This is a genomic window from Kitasatospora sp. NPDC059571, assembly GCF_042735675.1.
Taxonomy (GTDB): Bacteria; Actinomycetota; Actinomycetes; order Streptomycetales; family Streptomycetaceae; genus Kitasatospora.
The window spans coordinates 1-18,957 of the sequence record NZ_JBHWBW010000047.1 but is presented as its reverse complement, the minus strand read 5'-3'; the positions used below and the strand labels follow the sequence as shown (position 1 = coordinate 18,957).

General features: G+C 70.9%; 13 protein-coding genes and 1 pseudogene. 8 read left to right on the top strand and 6 right to left on the bottom strand.

The window, feature by feature from the left end; all coding sequences use genetic code 11:
- Window positions 1–34: 34 nt before the first annotated feature.
- The 4 genes from yjfF to ACFV0G_RS08490 all read right to left on the bottom strand — a co-directional run bounded on the left by yjfF (window position 35) and on the right by ACFV0G_RS08490 (window position 4,643).
- Window positions 35–1,018, bottom strand: a complete 984-nt coding sequence (yjfF, locus tag ACFV0G_RS08505; protein ID WP_380543707.1) for a galactofuranose ABC transporter, permease protein YjfF — start codon at window positions 1,016–1,018, stop codon at window positions 35–37.
- The gene (locus tag ACFV0G_RS08500; protein WP_380543704.1) at window positions 1,015–2,061 is read right to left on the bottom strand and encodes an ABC transporter permease; all 1,047 of its coding nucleotides are present in this window, start codon (window positions 2,059–2,061) and stop codon (window positions 1,015–1,017) included. Before ACFV0G_RS08500 ends, yjfF begins: the two co-directional genes overlap by 4 nt.
- The gene (locus ACFV0G_RS08495) at window positions 2,058–3,527 is read right to left on the bottom strand and encodes a sugar ABC transporter ATP-binding protein (protein WP_380543701.1); all 1,470 of its coding nucleotides are present in this window, start codon (window positions 3,525–3,527) and stop codon (window positions 2,058–2,060) included. The genes ACFV0G_RS08500 and ACFV0G_RS08495 overlap by 4 nt, the downstream gene beginning before the upstream one ends.
- A 135-nt stretch (window positions 3,528–3,662) precedes the next feature.
- Complete coding sequence (locus ACFV0G_RS08490) at window positions 3,663–4,643, bottom strand: ABC transporter substrate-binding protein (RefSeq protein WP_380543698.1); 981 nt, start codon at window positions 4,641–4,643, stop codon at window positions 3,663–3,665.
- A gap of 809 nt (window positions 4,644–5,452) precedes the next feature.
- On the opposite strand from ACFV0G_RS08490, the gene ACFV0G_RS08485 reads away from it, so the two are divergent.
- From ACFV0G_RS08485 to ACFV0G_RS08470, 4 genes and pseudogenes are all read left to right on the top strand, one after another.
- Window positions 5,453–7,003, top strand: a complete 1,551-nt coding sequence (locus ACFV0G_RS08485) for an alpha-L-arabinofuranosidase B (RefSeq protein ID WP_380543695.1) — start codon at window positions 5,453–5,455, stop codon at window positions 7,001–7,003.
- Between the two features lie 298 nt (window positions 7,004–7,301).
- On the top strand, window positions 7,302–8,657 hold the full coding sequence (locus tag ACFV0G_RS08480) for a GH1 family beta-glucosidase (RefSeq protein ID WP_380543692.1): 1,356 nt from the start codon (window positions 7,302–7,304) through the stop codon (window positions 8,655–8,657).
- A gap of 848 nt (window positions 8,658–9,505) precedes the next feature.
- Window positions 9,506–10,938: pseudogene (locus ACFV0G_RS08475) on the top strand (glycoside hydrolase family 43 protein).
- Between the two features lie 72 nt (window positions 10,939–11,010).
- Window positions 11,011–12,951, top strand: a complete 1,941-nt coding sequence (locus ACFV0G_RS08470) for an autotransporter (RefSeq protein WP_380543689.1) — start codon at window positions 11,011–11,013, stop codon at window positions 12,949–12,951.
- Window positions 12,952–13,135: 184 nt separating this feature from the next.
- Here ACFV0G_RS08470 and ACFV0G_RS08465 read toward each other — a convergent pair whose 3' ends face one another.
- Window positions 13,136–13,381 carry a hypothetical protein gene (locus ACFV0G_RS08465; protein WP_380543686.1) on the bottom strand — a complete coding sequence of 82 codons (246 nt, stop codon included), beginning with the start codon at window positions 13,379–13,381 and terminating at the stop codon, window positions 13,136–13,138.
- A 178-nt stretch (window positions 13,382–13,559) separates the two neighbouring features.
- Here ACFV0G_RS08465 and ACFV0G_RS08460 point away from each other — a divergent pair, with 178 nt between their 5' ends.
- Genes ACFV0G_RS08460 through ACFV0G_RS08445 form a run of 4 tightly spaced genes read left to right on the top strand, consistent with a single transcriptional unit; the run spans window position 13,560 to window position 17,883 of the window.
- Window positions 13,560–14,903, top strand: coding sequence for a flavin-containing monooxygenase (locus ACFV0G_RS08460; protein ID WP_380543683.1), 1,344 nt, complete (start codon window positions 13,560–13,562; stop codon window positions 14,901–14,903).
- Window positions 14,900–15,775 (top strand): SDR family NAD(P)-dependent oxidoreductase, encoded by an 876-nt coding sequence (locus ACFV0G_RS08455; protein ID WP_380543680.1) that lies wholly within the window; start codon window positions 14,900–14,902, stop codon window positions 15,773–15,775. The genes ACFV0G_RS08460 and ACFV0G_RS08455 overlap by 4 nt, the downstream gene beginning before the upstream one ends.
- Window positions 15,772–17,199, top strand: coding sequence for an aldehyde dehydrogenase family protein (locus ACFV0G_RS08450; RefSeq protein WP_380543677.1), 1,428 nt, complete (start codon window positions 15,772–15,774; stop codon window positions 17,197–17,199). Before ACFV0G_RS08455 ends, ACFV0G_RS08450 begins: the two co-directional genes overlap by 4 nt.
- A 9-nt stretch (window positions 17,200–17,208) precedes the next feature.
- Window positions 17,209–17,883, top strand: coding sequence for a hemolysin III family protein (locus tag ACFV0G_RS08445; RefSeq protein ID WP_380543674.1), 675 nt, complete (start codon window positions 17,209–17,211; stop codon window positions 17,881–17,883).
- On the opposite strand, the gene ACFV0G_RS08440 is transcribed toward ACFV0G_RS08445, so the two are convergent.
- Window positions 17,870–18,957: AraC family transcriptional regulator (locus ACFV0G_RS08440; RefSeq protein WP_380543672.1), on the bottom strand; the 1,088-nt coding region annotated here is incomplete at its 5' end. The genes ACFV0G_RS08445 and ACFV0G_RS08440 overlap by 14 nt on opposite strands.

Sequence of the window (18,957 nt, the reverse complement as noted above, 5' to 3'; positions counted from 1 at the left end):
CACCTGGCCGATGCCAGGTGCGGGCGCGGCAGCCCTAGACGGCCTGGGCGCGGCGGCGTGCCGTGATGACGCGCTGGAGCACGATGAAGACGAACAGCAGGGCGCCGATGACGATCCTGGTCCACCAGGAACTGAGCGTGCCCTGGAAGCTGATGACCGTCTGGATCAGTCCCAGCACCGCCACGCCCAGCACCGTGCCGATCAGGTAGCCGGAGCCGCCGGTGAGCAGGGTGCCGCCGATGACCACGGCGGCGATGGCGTCCAGCTCCAGGCCGACGGCGTGCAGGCCGTACCCGGAGAGCATGTAGAACGTCAGCAGGACGCCGCCGAGCGCCGAGCAGAAGCCGCTGACCGCGTACACGGTGATCCGGGTGCGCGCCACCGGCAGACCCATCAGCAGCGCGGACTGTTCACTGCCGCCCAGGGCGTACACGTTGCGACCGAACCGGGTGTAGTGGAGCACGACGAAGGCGACGGCGGTCACCGCCACGGCGATGACGGCACTGGGGGAGAGGAACGCGCCGCCGAGCAGCGGGATGCGGGTCTGCGCCATCGCGGTGTACGACGGGTCGGTGATGGAGATGGACTCGATGCTGATCGTGTAGCACAGGCCGCGGGCCAGGAACATGCCGGCGAGCGTCACGATGAACGGCTGGATCTCGAACGTGTGGATGACCCAGCCCATGGCCCAGCCGAGCCCCGTCCCGATGGCCAGCACCAGCGGGACCACCACCAGGATCGGCCAGTGGTGCTTCTCCACCAGCCAGGCCGAGACCATCGTCGACAGGGCGACGACCGCGCCGACCGACAGGTCGATGCCGCCGGTGAGGATCACGAACGTCATGCCGACGGCGACGACGAGCAGGAACGCGTTGTCGATCAGGAGGTTGAGCAGGACCTGACCCGAGAAGAAGCCCTCGTACTGCACCGAACCGGCGGCGAACATCGCGACCAGCAGGACGGACGTGACCAGCAGCGGGACGTGACCGCGCAGTCGGGTGGCGAGTGTGGTGCTCATGCGCCCACCTCCAGATCGGCCGGGGTCGCGGGCCGCGCCGGCCGGCCGGCGCCGACGGTGCTCCGCCGACGGGCGACCTTCGCGCGGAACTGCGGGGACTGGACGAGGCAGACGGCGATCACCACCGCGGCCTTGAAGACGAGGGTGGTCTCCGGCGGGATGCCGATCGTGTAGACGGTGGTGGACAGCGTCTGGATGACCAGGGCCCCGAGCACCGTGCCGCCGATCGAGAACCGTCCGCCGTTCAGCGACGTGCCGCCGATGACCACGGCCAGGATCGCGTCGAGCTCGATCCACAGACCGGCGTTGTTGCCGTCGGCGGCGGAGACGTTGGAGCTGATCATCAGGCCGGCGACGGCCGCGCACACGGCGCTGGCCACGTACACCAGGGTGATCAGGCGGCCGGCCCGGATGCCGACCAGGCGGCTGGCGACCGGGTTGCCGCCGACCGACTCCAGCAGCAGGCCGAGCGCCGTCGAGCGGGTGAGCAGCAGGGCGAGGGCCACCACGGCGGCGGCCAGGAGCACGGAGAACGGCACGGTGAGCCAGTAGCCGCCGCCGATCAGACGGAACGGGCCGCTGGTGACGGTGATGATCTGGCCGTCCGTGATCAGCTGGGCGACGCCGCGGCCGGCGACCATGAGGATGAGCGTCGCGACGATCGGCTGCACGCCGATGCGGGAGACCAGCAGGCCGTTGACGGCGCCGAGGACGACGGCGACGGCCAGGGCCAGCGCGACCGCGACGAGCACGGTGGGAACGCCGCCCGGGGTGGCGGACTCGCTGATGTGCAGGCAGGCCAGCGCACCGGCGATGGCGACCGTGGAGCCCACCGACAGGTCGATCCCGCCGGTCGCGATGACCAGCGTCATGCCGAGGGAGACGAGGATCAGCGGCGCGCCGAAGTGCAGGATGTCGATCAGGCTGCCGTAGAGGTGCCCCTCCTTCGTGCGGACGGCGAAGAAGTCCGGTGTGAAGAGCAGGTTGGCCAGCAGCATGGCGACGAGGACCGCCGCGGGCCAGAAGAGCCGGTGTCGTGTCATCGCCGGGCTCCGCTCGCGATGGTTGCCATGATGTGCTCCGGGGTGAGCGATCCGTCGTTGGCCAACTGCGCGACCACGCGGTGGTCGCGCAGCACGCCGACCTTGTGGCTGAGGCGCAGGACCTCCTCCAGTTCGGCCGAGATGAACAGCACGGACATGCCCTTCTCGGCCAGGCCGGCGACGAGCTTCTGGATCTCGGCCTTCGCGCCGACGTCGATCCCGCGGGTCGGTTCGTCCAGGATGAGCAGCCTGGGGTCCGTGATCAGCCAGCGGGCGAGCAGCACCTTCTGCTGGTTGCCGCCGGAGAGGTTGCGCACCGGCGCCTCGGGGTCGCCGGGGCGGATGTTCAGCGCGCGGATCCAGCGCAGGGCGAAGTCGTCCTGGGCGGTGCGCGACAGGGGGCGGAGCCATCCGCGGGCGGCCTGGAGGGCGAGGACGATGTTCTCGCGGACGGTGAGGTCGCCGATGAGGCCCTCGGCCTTGCGGTTCTCGGAACAGAAGGCGATGCCGTGGCCGATGGCGGCCTGCGGGGTGCGCAGCGGCGCGGGCCGGCCGTCCACGCGGACGGTGCCGCTGTCCGCGTGGTCGGCGCCGAACAGCAGCCGCGCCGCCTCGGTGCGCCCGGAGCCGAGCAGTCCCGCCAGGCCCACGACCTCGCCGGGCCGGACGGTCAGGTCGTAGGGCTCGATCGCACCACGGCGGCCGAGCTGCTCCGCCTTCAGGAACGGCGCGGAGCCGTCCGGCGCGGGGCCCTCCCGGCGGCCGGCGGTCGCCAGGCTCTCCAGGCCGGCGAGCTCCGAGCCGATCATGCGGGAGACCAGTTGCACCTGGCTGATGTCCCGGGTGAGGTACTCGCCCTCGAGACGGCCGTTGCGCAGGACGGTCATCCGGTCGCAGATCTCGTAGACCTGGTCGAGGAAGTGCGAGACGAACAGGACGGCCACGCCGCGGTCGCGCAGTCGCCGCATGACGGCGAAGAGTTGGGCGACCTCGTCGCGGTCGAGGCTGGACGTCGGTTCGTCCAGGACGAGCACCTTGGCGTCGACGTCGACCGCCCGGGCGATGGCCACCAACTGCTGGACGGCGATGGAGAATCCGTTCAGCGGGGCGGTGACGTCGAGGTCCAGGTCGAGTGCGGCCACCGAGGCCTCGGCGCGGCGGCGAAGCTCGGACCAGTGGATCAGGCCGCGGCGCCGCGGCTCGCGGCCGATGAAGAGGTTCTCCGCCACGGAGAGGTTCGGGCAGAGGTTGACCTCCTGGTAGACGGTGGAGATGCCGGCCTGCTGCGCCTGGAGCGGACCGGTGATCCGGATCGGCCGGCCGGCCATGGTGACCTGTCCGCCGTCGGCCGGGTACACGCCGGTGAGGACCTTGATGAGGGTGGACTTGCCCGCGCCGTTCTCGCCCATCAGCGCGTGCACCTCCCCCGGGAAGAGCCGGAAGTCGACGCCGTCGAGCGCCAGCACGCCCGGGAACTCCTTGCGGAGCCCCCGTACTTCCAGGACGGGTCCCGCGAAGCGACAACAGCCCCGGCGCGGCCGATACGCGGCGCCCCCGCCCGGGCGGGGGGGGGGGGGGGGGCGCCCGGGGAGTCCGGCCGGTCAGTACTGACGGGTGGGCAGGGCCGCGGTGGCCTGCTCGGGGGTGAAGGTGCCCTCGACGGTCTTGATCCGGTGCTCGACGCTCTCGCCGTTCCTGACCTTCTTCGCCAGTTCCATCAGCTGGTCGCCGAGGAGGGGGTTGCACTCCACGTCGAAGTTGATCTTGCCCTGGGACATCGCCGTGAAGGCGTCCTTGACGCCGTCGACGGAGACGATCTTGATGTCGGTGCCGGGCTTCTTGCCGGCCTCCTCGATGGCCTGGATCGCGCCGAGCGCCATGTCGTCGTTGTGCGCGTACAACACGTCGATCTTCGGCTGGGCCTTCAGGAAGGCCTGCATGACCTCCTTGCCCTTGGCCCGGGTGAAGTCGCCGGTCTGCGAGGCGACGATCTTGAACTTCGGGTCGCCCTTGATCACGTCCGCGAAGCCGGACTTGCGGTCGTTGGCCGGGGCGGAGCCGGTGGTGCCCTCCAGCTGGACGATGTTCACGTCCCCCGGCTTGCCCTGGTACTCCTTGACCAGCCAGTCGCCGGCCTTCTTGCCCTCCTCGACGAAGTCCGAGCCGAGGAAGGTGCTGTAGAGCGAGGTGTCCTGGGAGTCGACCGCGCGGTCGGTGAGGATCACCGGGATGTGCGCCGCCTTCGCCTCCTTCAGGACGGTGTCCCAGCCGGACTCGACCACCGGGGAGAAGGCGATGACGTCGACCTTCTGCTGGATGAACGAGCGGATCGCCTTGATCTGGTTCTCCTGCTTCTGCTGGGCGTCGGAGAACTTGAGGGTGATGCCGGCCTTCTTGGCGGCCTCCTGGACGGACTTCGTGTTCGCGGTGCGCCACCCGCTCTCGGCGCCGACCTGGGCGAAGCCGAGGACGAGCTTGCCGCCCGGCTTCTTGCCGTCCGACGAGCTGCCTGCGGAGGAGCAGGCGGACAGGCCGATGATCATGGCACCGGCAAGCACGGCTGCAGCGGCTCTCTTGGGCATGTGGGTCTTCCTCTCGGTGGTCCCTCGCGGCTCGGGGCTGCGGAGCGGGCAGCGCACCGGACGGGGGCGGGGTGCTGGATCTGTCGGCGGAGGCCGGCCTGACGTTCGGAGTGCTCGTCAAACATTGGATGTGCAGGAAGAGTTGATGGTGCTGCTGACCGCCCGAGGGGTTTGGGGGCAGCCGCCGTCGCCTCTGATCGATGATTGTTAGCGTTCACAATGAGCCGGTGCAAGAGTGGTGCATTGCTTTATCGAATCTTGACCTGCGGCCGCAGGAGCGGCGGGAGGTGGCTCGCCCGGCGCCTGTTCCGGTGCGTGCGGCGATTGCCGGAGGGTGTGCGAGCCGGACGGTTGGTTGCTCCTCGGCGCTCCGTACGGCTCTGTCGGAGCGGGGCAGATCCCTTGCCGCCGCACGGTTGTGCGGTCTGCCGGCGGGGCGTCCGCCGAGCGCGGCGGACGGCGTGCGCCGGGTCGGCCTCCTCGGCCCCGGGGCGGGGCTGAGCAGTGCCGTTCTCCTTCCGGCCGCGCCGAAGGGCCGGTTCGCGGCGCCCGGCCGGAATGGCCGCCGCGGGTCCGGACGCGGCCGGAAGTCTTGACGGGGTCGGGTGGGGTGGACATAGTGATGCCCGCCGGTTCAGGGCCGAACCCCCCTTTGTTGATCATGGACTGAGCGTTCGTCAGGATTAATTGTTAGCGCTAACAGTCTGGAGATCGACCGACACCACGCGGCCCGCCACCGGCCGGATCGGCCGGCCAGGGACGGCCGGACCGACGGCTCACGCTCCCACCACCAGTAAAGGAGCCCACCGTTGGCTGCTCGAACATGGCTGCGCCGTGCGCGCCAGACGCTGCTCGCGTCCGGGACCACCGCGGTCCTCGCCGCGGGCCTCCTCGCCGGTACGGCAACGACGTCCCAGGCCGCCACGCAGGGGCCGTGCGACATCTACGCGGCGGGCGGCACCCCGTGCGTGGCGGCCCACAGCACCACGCGCGCCCTCTTCGGCGGGTACGGCGGGTCGCTGTACCAGGTGCGGCGCGCCTCGGACGGCGCGACCAGGGACATCGGCCTCCTGAGCACCGGCGGGTACGCCGACGCCGCTGCCCAGGACGCCTTCTGCGCCGGGACGACCTGTGTGATCACGGTCGTCTACGACCAGTCCGGCCGGGGCAACAGTCTCACCCAGGCGCCGGCGGGCGGCGCCGCGGGCGGCCCCGACAACCTCGCACCGGCCGCGGCCGCACCGGTGAAGGTCGGCGGCCACCCCGCCTACGGCGTCTACGTGGCCGCCGGCACCGGCTACCGCAACAACCACACCTCGGGGATCGCCACCGGCGACCAGCCCGAGGGCATGTACGCGATCTTCGACGGCACGCACTTCGGCGGCGGCTGCTGCTTCGACTACGGCAACGCCGAGACGAACAACCTGGACACCGGCAACGGCCACATGGAGGCCATCTACTTCGGCGACAGCACGATCTGGGGCTCCGGCACCGGAAGCGGCCCCTGGGTGATGGCCGACCTCGAGAACGGCCTGTACTCCGGCGCCAACGTCGGCTACAACGCCAATGACCCGAGCGTCAGCAACCGCTTCCTGACCGCCGTCGTCAAGGGCGCCCCGAACCTGTGGGCCATCCGCGCCGGCAACGCCCAGTCGGGCGGGCTGTCCACCTACTACAGCGGAGCCCGTCCGAACGCCTCGGGCTACAACCCGATGCACAAGGAGGGCGCCATCATCCTCGGCATCGGCGGCGACAACAGCAAGTCGTCCAGCGGCACCTTCTACGAGGGCGTCATGACCTCCGGCTACCCGTCGGACGCCACCGAGAACGCCGTGCAGGCCAACATCACCGCGGCCGGCTACCAGACCGCCCCCGTGACATCGAGCCTGCTCACCCCGGGCGCCCGGGTCTCGCTGAGGGCGACGACCGCCTGCTGCACCGCGGACTACCTCCGCCACAACGCCGACAGCACCGTGGCCATCTCCCCGATCAGTGCCACCAGCTCCGCCTCCGACAAGGCGGACGCCACCTGGGTCGTCCACTCCGGACTGGCCGACAGCTCCTGCCTGTCCTTCGAGTCCGCCGCCGTCCCGGGGCAGTACCTGCGCCACTCCGGCTTCCAGCTCTACACCGCCACCGGCAACGGCACCGCCCTGTTCAACCAGGACGCAACCTTCTGCCCCCGGGCGGGGCACAGCGGGCAGGGCGTCTCCTTCCAGTCGTCCAACTACCCGAACAAGTACCTGCGCCACTACAACTACACCGGCTACGTCGCCGGTGACGGCGGCAGCAACACGTGGGACAACGCCAACAGCTGGAGCGAGGACACCAGCTGGCTCGCCGCCCAGGCCTGGTCCTGACCCCCGCCGGGCGGACCTCCTCCGGGGCCTGAGCCGAGGCCCCGGAGTGGGGTGTCGGCGCCGTCCGCCCCCTCGGTGTGGCGCCGGCATCCCGTCCGGATCCGCTCGAAGCCGTCCTCGCCGATGCCGCAGTGATCCGCCGCATCCTGCCTCGACGCCGACGCCTCCCGGTCCCCTCGGCGAGCGGCCGGGGGGCCTGCTTCGTGGGGCGTCTGGTGTGACCCGGGAAGACGCATTAACATGAGGGCTCCTCATATTTATGTGTTCTCGTCGACCGCCGTCCGAGCAGGAGTCCGGCATGCCGAAGCGACTCGACCTCCCGTCCGACTTCCGCTGGGGAGCCTCCACCGCGGCGTACCAGATCGAGGGCGCCGTGGACGAGGACGGCCGCGGCCCGTCCGTCTGGGACGTCTTCGCCGCCCGCCCCGGCGCGGTCCGTGACGGCCACACCGGGGCGGTGGCCTGCGACCACTACCACCGCCATCCCGAGGACATCGCCCTGATGCAGGGCCTCGGTCTGGACGGCTACCGGTTCTCCATCGCCTGGTCCCGCATCCGGCCCACCGGCGCCGGCTCCGTCAACGAGGCCGGACTCGCCTTCTACGACCGCCTCGTGGACGCACTGCTGGAAGCCGGCATCACTCCGCTGCCCACCCTCTTCCACTGGGATCTCCCGCAGGCCCTGGAGGAGGGCGGCGGCTGGCTCGACCGCGACACCGCGTACCGCTTCGCCGAGTACGCCGCGGTGACGGCAGAGCGGCTCGGCGACCGCGTCCGCGCCTGGATCACCCTCAACGAGCCCTTCGTGCACATGGTCTACGGCTACGCCCTCGGCATCCACGCGCCCGGCCGGGCCCTGATGCTGGACGCGCTGCCCGCAGCCCACCACCAGCTGCTGGGCCACGGACTGGCCGCCGCGGCGCTGCGCGAACGCGGCCTGCAGGTGATGATCGCCAACAACCTCACCCCCGTCCGCCCGGCCACCGACGACCCCGCCGACGTCGCGGCCGCCACCGCCTACGACGCCCTGCACAACCGGCTCTTCACCGACCCGCTGCTGCTCGGCCGCTACCCCGACCTGTCGGCCTTCGGCCTCGCCGAGGACCTCGGCGGCGTCGTCCACCCCGGGGACCTGAAGCTCATCTCCGCCCCCGGCCTCGACGGCCTCGGCGTCAACTACTACAACCCCACCCGCATCGCCGCCCCGACAGACCCCGGCCTCCCCTTCACCGAGGCCCCGATCGAGGGCGTCCCCCGCACCGCCTTCGACTGGCCCGTCGTCCCCGACGGCCTGCGCGAGCTCCTCGTCGGCCTCCGCGGACGCTACGGAGCCGCCCTCCCGCCGATCACCATCACCGAGAACGGCTGCTCCGTCGCCGACGAGGTCGGCCCGGACGGCACCGTGGACGACCCCGACCGGATCGCCTACCTCGCCGGCCACCTCGACGCCCTGGCCGCCGCCGTCGCCGAGGGCGTCGACGTCCGCGGCTACTACACCTGGTCCCTGCTCGACAACTTCGAGTGGGCCGAGGGTTTCCATCAAAGGTTCGGTCTCGTCCATGTGGACTTCGAGACGCAGCGCCGTACCCCGAAGGCGTCGTACACCTGGTACCGGGATGTGATTGCCGCCCATTGGGCCTCCCGTCCAAGGTAGTTGGACACCAGTTGCGGTGAGATGTAAACCCTTTGGCAGCGGCCGAGAGGTCATCCAGGCGGCGCATCCCGCAGCAGCTGCGCCCCGGGCACAGCGCAAAAGACAGGGTGTTCGACAAGTCCAAGCACGTTGCCAGTGGTTCGAGCCGGCGGGTTTCGCGTAACGAGCGACCTTGTGACTCCGAGGACCCGCAACGGAGAGCCGGGCACGCTCGATGTCGGGGCACCCCCGAGGGTGGTCTGCGGCGAGCGACTCCCGCAGCGCGACGCCACCGGGTGCGGCATCGGGGGGCGAGGCAGATTCACATCTCCTGACCGGGGCTGGGGCTTCTGGTTGCCGTCGCGGCAAGACAGTGGGGGAGGGATTCCGACCGCGCCAAACAACTGCGACTGCGACCCGTGGACCACCCGGCCCTTTGGGACGGTTGACGGAGAGCCTGCTGCGCGGCGAGGAGGAGGGGCGGGCCATAGTCGATTGGGCGGCTGTGAACGCTGCATGAGCACGACGGGCGCGACCTACGTGCCGGCGCTGCCGCCCGGGACGCGGGGCGCCGCCCGCGTCGGTGATGATGTGGTGCTTCGAGCCGGGCCGGGCGCGGTCGACCGGGCCCCCGCCGGCCCGGCGACCTGAGCCCGGTCGGCCGACCGGCCGTCAACTCGGGTCCGAGCCCGGAAGACTTGTGCGTGACCGGTCAAGATTGGGTAACGGCCAACCCCACTTCTTGCCCCGCTGAATTGTTAGCGTTAACACTCTCCCCGGGGCGAAACGGCGACGCCACCTCCGGTTCAGCCCACACCGCTGCCCGGACCCACCCACCCGGTGGCACTGCAGATCGACAGGAGATGTCCATGTCCGCGCTTCGCGCACGGCTGTCGGCGATGGTGCTCGCCGTCTGCCTGCTCTTCACAGGCCTGGCCACGGCCGCCCCCAGCGGGCCACGGCCGCCGAACCCGGCTACCTGATGGTGCACTTCATCGGCGACGGTTCGACCGGTCAGCAGATGTACCTCTCGCACAGCACGGACGGCGTGCACTGGAACGACCTCAACGGCGGCGGGATGGTCCTGCGCTCCACCGTCGGCACGCAGGGCGTGCGCGACCCCGCACTGGTGCGCTCCCCCGACGGAAGCCGGTACTGGATCATCGCGACCCATCTGTGCATCGGCTGCGGGCAGAACTGGGACCAGGCCGTGAACAACGCGAGCCGCAGCCTGGTGGTGTGGGAGTCCACCGACCTGGCCACCTGGTCCCAGCCGTGGCTGCTCAACGTCGCCGGCGCGATCCCCGACGGACGCAACGCCTGGGCGCCCGAGGCGATCTGGGACCCGGCGAGCAACAGCTACGTCCTGTACTGGGCGACCAACGCGACCCTCAACGGCGTACTGAAGCACCGCATCTACGCCGCCCGCACCTCGGACTTCCGCACCATCACCACCCCGCAGGTGTACATCGATCGCCCCGGCACCCAGAACATCATCGACACCCAGATCATCGAGGTGCCGACGGGCGTCGGCAACTTCCGCTACGTGCGGGCCTCCGGCGACGGGCAGATCACCCTTGAGGGCAGCAACTCGATCCTCGGGACGTGGACCGACCTCGGCAACCTCTCCGGCATCGGCCTCACCGGCTCCCAGGTGGAGGGCCCGATGTGGATGAAGTTCAACGGCACCAACAAGTGGGCGCTCTATCTCGACCAGTACGCCAGCAGCGGCGGCTACATGCCCGTCCTGACCACCGACCCGTCCAACCCGGCCGTCTACCAGCGGCAGGCGTCGAGCGACTACAACATGGGCGGCACGAAGAAGCGCCACGGCTGGATCCTCAACCTGACGGCCGCCGAGGAGAGCCGCGTGTTCGCCCGCTGGCCCAACACCCCCGCCCAGCGGCTCCAGTCGTTCAACTTCCAGGACCGGTACGTGCGTCACACCAACTTCGACGCGCGCATCGACCCGAACGTCAGCCCCGCCGACGACTCCCGGTTCCGCCTGCGGCCTGGCCTCGCGGGCACCGGCACCGTCTCCTTCGAGTCGGTGAACTTCCCCGGGTACTTCCTGCGGCACTCCAACTACGACTTCCAGTTGGTCTACAACGACGGCAGTAGCCAGTTCGCCCAGGACGCGACCTTCCGCCAGGTCTCCGGACTCGCCGACCCGACCTGGTCCTCGTTCCAGTCGTACAACCACCCCGACCACTACATCCGGCACTACGCGTACGAGTTGAGGCTCGACCCGATCACCACCGCGACCGGACGTGGTGACGCCACGTTCCGCGTGACCAGCTGACCCGACCGGGTGCCGGCGCCTCCGAGGAGCGCGCCGGCACCGCCTCTGCCCGCACCCAGGAAGCAACCCCCGATGAAACGTTCATGGCATGCACTGCTGGCGTCCGCGATCGTCGCGGTGACGACCGTGCCCGTGGCCCTCGCGCCGACCGGCGCCGTCGCGGCGGACGGTGACATCACCTCGTCGATCCTCTCCAACGGCGACGTGGTCCTCGGCGGAAACGCCGTCGTGAACGTACCGCCCGGGTCGCACACCTACTCGGGGGTGATCAGCGGGCAGGGCTCCTTGCGGGTCTCCGGCACGGGCACCTTGATCCTCACCAAGGACAGCACCTTCACCCTGCCCGGCTCCCAGCAGGGCCAGTCCGTCGGCATCCCCGGCGGGAACCACCCCTATGTGGTCGTCAACAACCCTGACCGGCCTGCGATCACCGTCGACGCCGGCGCCACCCTGCAGTACGGCAACGGCGGAACCAGCGGCCTGATCGGCGCCTTCCCTTACAACTCGCCCGGCTACCAACAGAACCAGGACAACATCCGGGTCGACGGCACGCTCAACCTGTCGCTCACGCGGCTGTTCAACCTGGGCACCATCAGCGGCTCCGGGACGATCTTCCAGCCCCGCAACATGTGGGGCACGCTCCAACTGTGCGGAAGCAGTCCCTTCTCCGGGGTCTTCGACATCGGCACCGGCGCCAACTACGCCGCCACCACCTGCGCGGCCGACCTGCCGAACGCCAAGGCCGTCCTCAACCGCGGCTCGTGGATCATCGACACCCCGCTGAACCAGACGGTCGTCCAGCGCCAGAACTTCTACAGCCGCGAATACGGCAACGACGTCAACATCCACTCCCGGCCCGGCAGCAAGGTGGTCCTGACGGGCACCTACAGCTACAGCGACAACACCGGCACGGCCTCGCCGGCGCTGAGCAACGGCAACCTCAACCTGGTACCGGTCGCCCACCAGTTGAACAAGCGCGGGACCAACATCGAGGGCGCCGACGTCCAGTGGGGCGACGGCACCACCCACCAGATCTTCATGCCGGGCACGGCCGAAACGGCGTACATCAACCTGCACGCGAACTCGCGGCGCTCGCGGCTCACCTTCGACTACAACGGCCCGGTCACCCTCGGCCTGCCCATCGGTGGCGGGAAGTACCACGACACCCTCGCCACTCCCGGGGCGGGCGACATCGTCATCGCCGGCACATCCGGGAACGACGTCACCTTCGCCGCCGCTCAGTTCTACGACGGCTCCACCACCATCCAGCAGGGTGCCACGCTTCGCCTCGGATCCGGGACGGCAGGAGCGGACGGGAGTCTCTACACGAAGGGCACTCTCGACGCGATCAGCGACGAGGGCTCGCTGATCATTCAGAACGTCCGGACGCCCGTCACCCTCCCGGCGGTGTCCGGCTCCGGATCAGTCATGCAGAACGGCACCGCGACGACGACGCTCACCGCCGCCTCCTACACCGGCGCCACCACCGTGGCCAAGGGGACGCTCGCAGTGGCCGGTGCCTCGCTCGCCTCGTCCAGCGGGGTCGCCCTCACCGGTGCGTCCGCGGTCCTCGACCTCGGCGCGGCGAAATCGACGACGCTGCACAAGCTGGAGGTCGTCACGGGCGCGAAGATCATTCTGCCCGGCGGGGTCCAGAGCTTCACCGTGGGCTCGCAGGACGTCGCGCTCTCCGGCGACACCCTCAGCGTGGGAGGAGCTGCCTTCACGGTCGCCCGCACGGCCGGTCACATCGAGCTGACGGCCACGACGGCGGCCACCGAATCCGCCTCCCCGTCGGCGAGCTCCACGGACGGAGCCCCCGGCCAGGCCCATCCTTCGGTCCTGGCGGGGTCCACCGACAGCACGGCCGCCGCCCGGGCGGGCGGTACGGCCTGGCGGACGCCCGCTTCGGTCGCCGCCGCCCTGGCGGCCGGGGCCGGTCTCGTTCTCCTCGCCCTCAGGATCCGGCGCAGACACGGGCCCAGCGACCGCCACCGCCCGCGCGGCCACTGACACCAGCCCACCAAAAGCACTTCGCACGGGGACGAGCGGAGGCGGCGCTGAGCGCCTGGTACCTGGCCGAGCAGACAGACAGGGCGCCCGCGGACCTCGTCCAGGCCGGGTGGGAGCCGCTCGCCGACTACCCGGGTGTCCACCAGGGCTGGAAGGCGCTGCACGGGGTGTGCGGGCAGATCCGCTACCCCCGCCTCGCCGAGATCCGGGCGGGTGAGGTGCGCTGCTCGGCGTGCAATGGGTCGGTGCGCCTCAGCGACGAAGAGCCCGAGGAGTTCATGCGGTCGGCCGGCCGGCTGCCCGCACCCCGCGCCTGGACCGCGCTCAGGAAGATCGCCCGATCGGTGGCGGGGTGATACTGCTGGGCCGCTCCCAGCCCGAGCACGTCGACATCCGCGCACACCAGACCCGTGACCTGCAACTTGACCATGCACACTGCGCAGTGAACCGGAGCGAGGGATGCGGGCCGCCAACGCCTGGCAGCTAAGGGATGCCAACCGCATGGCCGCTACGGTCCCCCCGGTGGCCGCGCGGGCCAGTCCGCGCTGACCAGCGGGTACGTAGGTTTCCCTCATCGGCGACGGATCGCGACAGAGGGAGGCAAACCCGTGGAAGACACCCAGTACGACACGTGTGTGATCGGAGCGGGACCTGCCGGACTGGCGGTCGCGCGGGCGCTGGCGGAGCGGAACATCCCGTACACGCATGTCGAGCGGCACACGGGCCCAGGGGGTCTGTGGGACATCGACAACCCCGGTGGTCCGATGTACGAGTCGGCCCACTTCATCTCCAGTAAGACCCTCTCGGGCTTCGGCGGGTGGCCGATGCCGGACCACTTCGCCGATTACCCGTCGCACCGTCAGATCTTCTCCTATCTCACGTCGTTCGCCGACGCGTACGGACTGACGGGCCGGATCGAGTTCGGCACCGAGGTCCGCAGCGTCGGGAAGAACGCGGACGGCAGTTGGACGGTGACGCGGGCCGACGGGCGGCAGAGCGTCCACGGGCAGGTCGTGGTGTGTACGGGCTCGCAGTGGCATCCCAACGTCCCCGAGCTGCCCGGTCACTTCACCGGTGAGGTGCGGCACACGGTCGGTTACCGCAGCGCGGACGAGCTGCGAGGCAAGCGCGTGCTGGTCGTCGGGGCCGGGAACTCGGGCTGCGACATCGCCTGCGATGCGGCCCGGGCCGCCGACCACGCGGTGATCAGCATGCGGCGCGGCTACTGGTTCATCCCCAAGCACCTGTTCGGCCGGCCCGTGGACACGATCGCCCAGAGCGGGCCGAAGCTGCCGATGTGGTTGGAGCAGCGGATCTTCGGTGCTTTCCTTCGCCTCATCAACGGCGACCCGCGCCGGCTGGGCCTGCAGAAGCCCGACCACAAGTTGTTCGAGACGCACCCGGCGATCAACTCGATGCTGATCCATCACCTCCAGCACGGGGACATCTCGGCCAAGCCGGGGATCGCCCGTACCGAGGGCAGGACGGTGCACTTCACCGACGGCACCCGGGACGACTTCGACCTCATCCTGCTGGCGACCGGATACGTGCACAAGGTGCCGGTCGCACAGCAGTACTTCGGCAGTGAGCAGCACCCCGATCTCTACCTGTCGTCGTTCTCCCGCGAGCACCGAGGGCTGTTCGGCGTCGGCTTCGTGGAGACGAACTCCGGGGCGTACCACCTCTTCGACACCCAGGCGCAGCTGATCGCCGGATTCATCCAGGACACGCAGCGCAAGCTGCCGAGCGCGCAGCGCTTCGCCGACCTGATCCGAAACGACCGTCCGGATCTGTCCGGCGGACTCAAGTTCGTCGCCTCGCCCCGGCACACCGGCTATGTGGACGGCGGGGCCATCGTGAAGCACCTGGCCAAGGTGGCCGGTCAGATGGGCTGGCGCACCCACGGCAACCCGCCCTCGGCCTCGGCCCGCCAGCCGGTGGGGCAGTCATGAGCTACGACTTCAGCGACAAAGTCATTCTGGTCACGGGCGGTGCGGGCGGGATCGGCAGTGCCCTGTGCCGCCGGTTCGCCGCCGGCGGCGCGCGGTGCGTCGTCGTCGACATCGACGAGGTTCGCGCCAAGCAGGTCGCCGGCGACCTCCCCGGGTCGGGGCACGTCGGGATGGGCTGCGACCTGCTGGACCGCGCCGCGGTTCAGCGGCTGTTCGACGAGGTCGGCGCCAGGTACGGACACCTGGACGTCCTGGTCAACAACGTCGGTATGACCAGCGCCGAACGCTTCGACGTGCGCAGCATCGAGAGCATCGAACAGGAGATCAACCTGAACCTGCTCTCCCCGCTGGTCGCGACGAGGATCGCCATCCCGCTGCTGCGTTCGTCGAGCGACGCGCGGGTGGTCACCACGGTCTCCCTCGGGGGCATCTTCCCGCTGGGCGAGACACCGATCTACACCGCCTCGAAGTTCGGGCTGCGCGGCGCGATGCTCTCCATCGCTCTGGACCTGCGGGACAAGGGCATCCTGGCCGGGTCGGTGCTGCCGTCCGCCACCGACACCCGGATGCTTCGTCAGGAGGCCGTGGACGGCGGCAACGCCATGCAGTTCCAGGACCCGCCCCAGCAGCCCGCCGACGTGGTGGCCGCGGTGGTGCGTCTGCTGGACAAGCCCCGCCTGGAGGTCTACCCCAAGCCGAGCGAGTCCCTGCTGGTGCGGCTGGCGATGCTGGCCCCGAACCTGCTGCCCAAGGTCTTCCCGCTCTTCCACGGGCGGGGCGAGCGCGGCATGGCCCGCTACCTGGAGGACCTGCGAAGCCGAGGGCTGGCGCGCCAGGTCGACGGCCGCTGGGAACTCGTGGAGGAAGCATGACCGTGACGGATGTGACCGACGAAACGGTGCTGCGGGTGACCAACCCGGCGACCGGAGAGCTGATCACCACCCTGCCCGCCGCGAGCGCCCGCCAGGTCGCCGAGGCGGCCGAGCGGGCCCAGCGGGTCTTCGAGAGCGGGTCGTGGTCCCGACTGCCGCCCAGGGACCGGGCATCGGTGCTGCTGCGGCTCGCCGACCTGATGGAACGGGACGCCGAGACGCTGGCCCGCCTGGACAGCCAGGACGCGGGCAAGCCGATCACCGAGTGCCGCACCGGCGACGTGCCCGGTGCGATCGAGTCGATCCGCTGGTTCGCCGAGGCGGCCGACAAGCTCTTCGGCCGGCTCGCCCCCACCGGCCGGGAGCACCTCGGGCTGATCAGCCGCGAGCCGGTCGGGGTGGTCGCGGCGATCCTGCCGTGGAACTACCCGCTGGCCATGGCCGCCTGGAAGGTCGGGCCCGCGCTCGCCGCCGGCAACTGCCTGCTGCTCAAGCCGGCCGAGGCGACACCGCGCTCGGCGCTGCACCTGGCGCGCCTGGCCACCGAGGCGGGTCTGCCGGACGGGGTGCTGACGGTGCTGCCCGGTCACGGGCCGGTCGCCGGCACGGCGCTGGCCCGCGACCCCCTGGTCGGGGCGCTGTCCTTCACCGGCTCCACCGCCACCGGGCGCCGGATCCTGACCGACGCGGCGCAGACCAACTTCAAGCGCGTCTCGCTGGAAATGGGCGGAAGGAGCCCCCAGATCCTGATGGCCGACGCGCTCGGCTTCGGCGACGAGCTCATCGACAACATGATCGAGGCCGCCTTTCTGACGATGGGTCAGAACTGTACGGCCGGCTCGCGCGTGCTGGTCCACCGGGACATCGCCGAAGAGGTCCTGGCCCGGTTCGTCGTCGCCGCCGAGGCGCTGGTCATCGGCGACCCCGCCGAAGCGGAGACCCGCATCGGGCCCCTGATCAGCCACGCTGCCCGCGCCCGCGTCGCCGGCGCCGTTGACGCCGCCGCCGCGGCCGGCGCGGGCATCCACACCGCGGGCCTTCCCGCCGGCCTGCCCGGCGCCGGCGCCTACTATCCGCCCACCGTCGTCACCGGAGCCCCCGTCGACAGCGACGTGCTGACCGAGGAGCTCTTCGGACCGGTCGTCACCGTCCAGACCTTCACCACCGAAGCCGAGGCGATCCGCCTGGCCAACGCCACCGAGTACGGGCTCGCGGCCTCCGTGTGGACCCGCGACCTCGATACCGCGCTGCGCCTGTCGCGCGACGTCCAGGCCGGCGTGGTCTCGGTGAACGCCTACAGCGAAGGGGACATCAGCACTCCGTTCGGCGGTTGGAAGCAGTCCGGATTCGGCGGTGCGGAGAAGTCGACCGCGGCCTTCGCCCAGTGGACCAGGGAGAAGACCGTCTGGATCCGCACCCGCTGAAAGCCGCTGATGACCCATCACCTCGCCCATCCCGTACCTCCGGCCGCGCCGGTCGAGGAGCGGCCGAGGCTGCGCGGCGTCCTGCACACCGCGACCGCCCCGCTCGCCCTGGCCGTCGGCCTCGCGCTCACCGCCACCGCTCCCGACGGCCGGGGCCGAGCGGCCTGCGCGGTCTTCGCCCTCACCGCCACGCTGCTGTTCACCACCAGCGCCGCGTACCACACCGGCCGGTGGACCCGCGGCACGGAAGAGGCGCTGCGCCGCCTCGACCACACCAACATCTTCCTGGTCATCGCCGGGACCTACACCCCGCTGGCGGTCCTGCTGCTGCCACCGCCGGCGGGCCGGGAGCTGCTCTGGACGGTCTGGGGCGCGGCGGCGGTGGGCGCCGCACTCCAGTGGCTGTGGCCCGCCGCCCCTCGGTGGCTCTCCGCGCCCGTCTACCTCGCGGTCGGCTGGATCGTGCTGCTGTTCATCCCGGACTTCGCCCACAGCGGCCGGCCCGTGGTCCTCGCCCTCGTCCTGGCCGGGGGCCTGCTCTACAGCGCGGGCGGCATCGTGTACGCCCGCAAACGCCCCGACCCGTCACCGGCCTGGTTCGGCTTCCACGAGGTGTTCCACGCCCTGACGGCCGCCGCGTTCGCCGCGCACGCCACCGCCATCGGCCTGCTCACCGCCCGCTGACGCCGCCGGGCTCCTCGGACCGCTCGAACCGCCTGCGCAACTCCAGCGGAGCCACGCCGTGCCAGCGGCGCACGGCGCGGCGAAGGGCGCGTTCGTCGGAGAAACCGGCCTGGCGCGCGACCTCGCGCAAGGTCGGTTCCGGACGCCGCAGCAGCTGTTCGACCCGTTCGCGCCGGACCCCGTCGACGATCGCCTCGTAGGTGGTGCCGCAGTCGGCCAGCCGCCGGCGCAGCGTGCGCTCGCTGGCCGCGTGCCGCCGCGCCTGCTCGGCGAAGGACGGCACCGACGGGAGTCCCTGCGCGATCGAGACCTCCAGGACTTCGAGCAACTCCTGCTGGTCGCGCCGGGCCGCCACCTGGGCGTCCAACAGCTCGAGCACCGAGGCGAGGACGACCGGGTCGCGGCCCGGCATCGCGGTGCGAGCCCACGCCGGAGGGACGACCAGGCGGTTGTCCTGCGCCCCGAAGGCCACCGGGCAGGCGAACAGGTCGCTGTACGGGGTGAGGTCACGCGGGGCGGGATGGACGAACGCGACCCGGCTCGGCGCGAAGGCCGGGCCGACGATCAGGCGGGTCAGCGTGACGACACTGGAGAACGCCTCCTCGGTCAGGAAGACCCCCACTCCCGGGTCGAGGGCCGGGTCGGGCAAGCTCGCCCGCAGCACGAAGCCGTCCTCCTCCGCTCCCGCTGACCAGACCGTCATCGCTCCGGACAGGTTCTGGTACTTCACTCCGGTCGTGATCGCGTGCTCCAGGGTGTCGCAGGCCATCAGCGCGAAGCCGAGCAGTCCCCACGCGGTCAGGTGCTGCGCCGCGCCCACCCGAAGGCCCAGCCGGTCGTCCCCGGTCAGCTCCAGTGCGCGGCGGATGACGGTGCTGCCCTGGCGGTAGGAGACCCGCAGGGCGGCGGAGCGCATCACGGCCTCCTCCAGGCCGACCCGGGCCAGTTCGGGCCGCAGGTCGACACCGTCCTCGCCGGCGGCCCCCGCGGGGGGGCGCCGGGGGTTGGGCGGTATGGTCGCCGCGGTGGTGCGGGGGGTGGCGCGCGGACACGCCGGGGCGGGGGGCGCGGGCC

Bases quoted from the DNA above. Each gene is read 5' to 3' on its own strand.
- ACFV0G_RS08490 (WP_380543698.1), bottom strand. From the start codon at position 4,643: ATGCCCAAGAGAGCCGCTGCAGCCGTGCTTGCCGGTGCCATGATCATC.
- ACFV0G_RS08470 (WP_380543689.1), top strand. From the start codon at position 11,011: ATGAAACGTTCATGGCATGCACTGCTGGCGTCCGCGATCGTCGCGGTG.
- ACFV0G_RS08480 (WP_380543692.1), top strand. From the start codon at position 7,302: ATGCCGAAGCGACTCGACCTCCCGTCCGACTTCCGCTGGGGAGCCTCC.
- ACFV0G_RS08465 (WP_380543686.1), bottom strand. From the start codon at position 13,381: ATGGTCAAGTTGCAGGTCACGGGTCTGGTGTGCGCGGATGTCGACGTG.
- ACFV0G_RS08500 (WP_380543704.1), bottom strand. From the start codon at position 2,061: ATGACACGACACCGGCTCTTCTGGCCCGCGGCGGTCCTCGTCGCCATG.
- ACFV0G_RS08450 (WP_380543677.1), top strand. From the start codon at position 15,772: ATGACCGTGACGGATGTGACCGACGAAACGGTGCTGCGGGTGACCAAC.
- yjfF (WP_380543707.1), bottom strand. From the start codon at position 1,018: ATGAGCACCACACTCGCCACCCGACTGCGCGGTCACGTCCCGCTGCTG.
- ACFV0G_RS08455 (WP_380543680.1), top strand. From the start codon at position 14,900: ATGAGCTACGACTTCAGCGACAAAGTCATTCTGGTCACGGGCGGTGCG.
- ACFV0G_RS08445 (WP_380543674.1), top strand. From the start codon at position 17,209: ATGACCCATCACCTCGCCCATCCCGTACCTCCGGCCGCGCCGGTCGAG.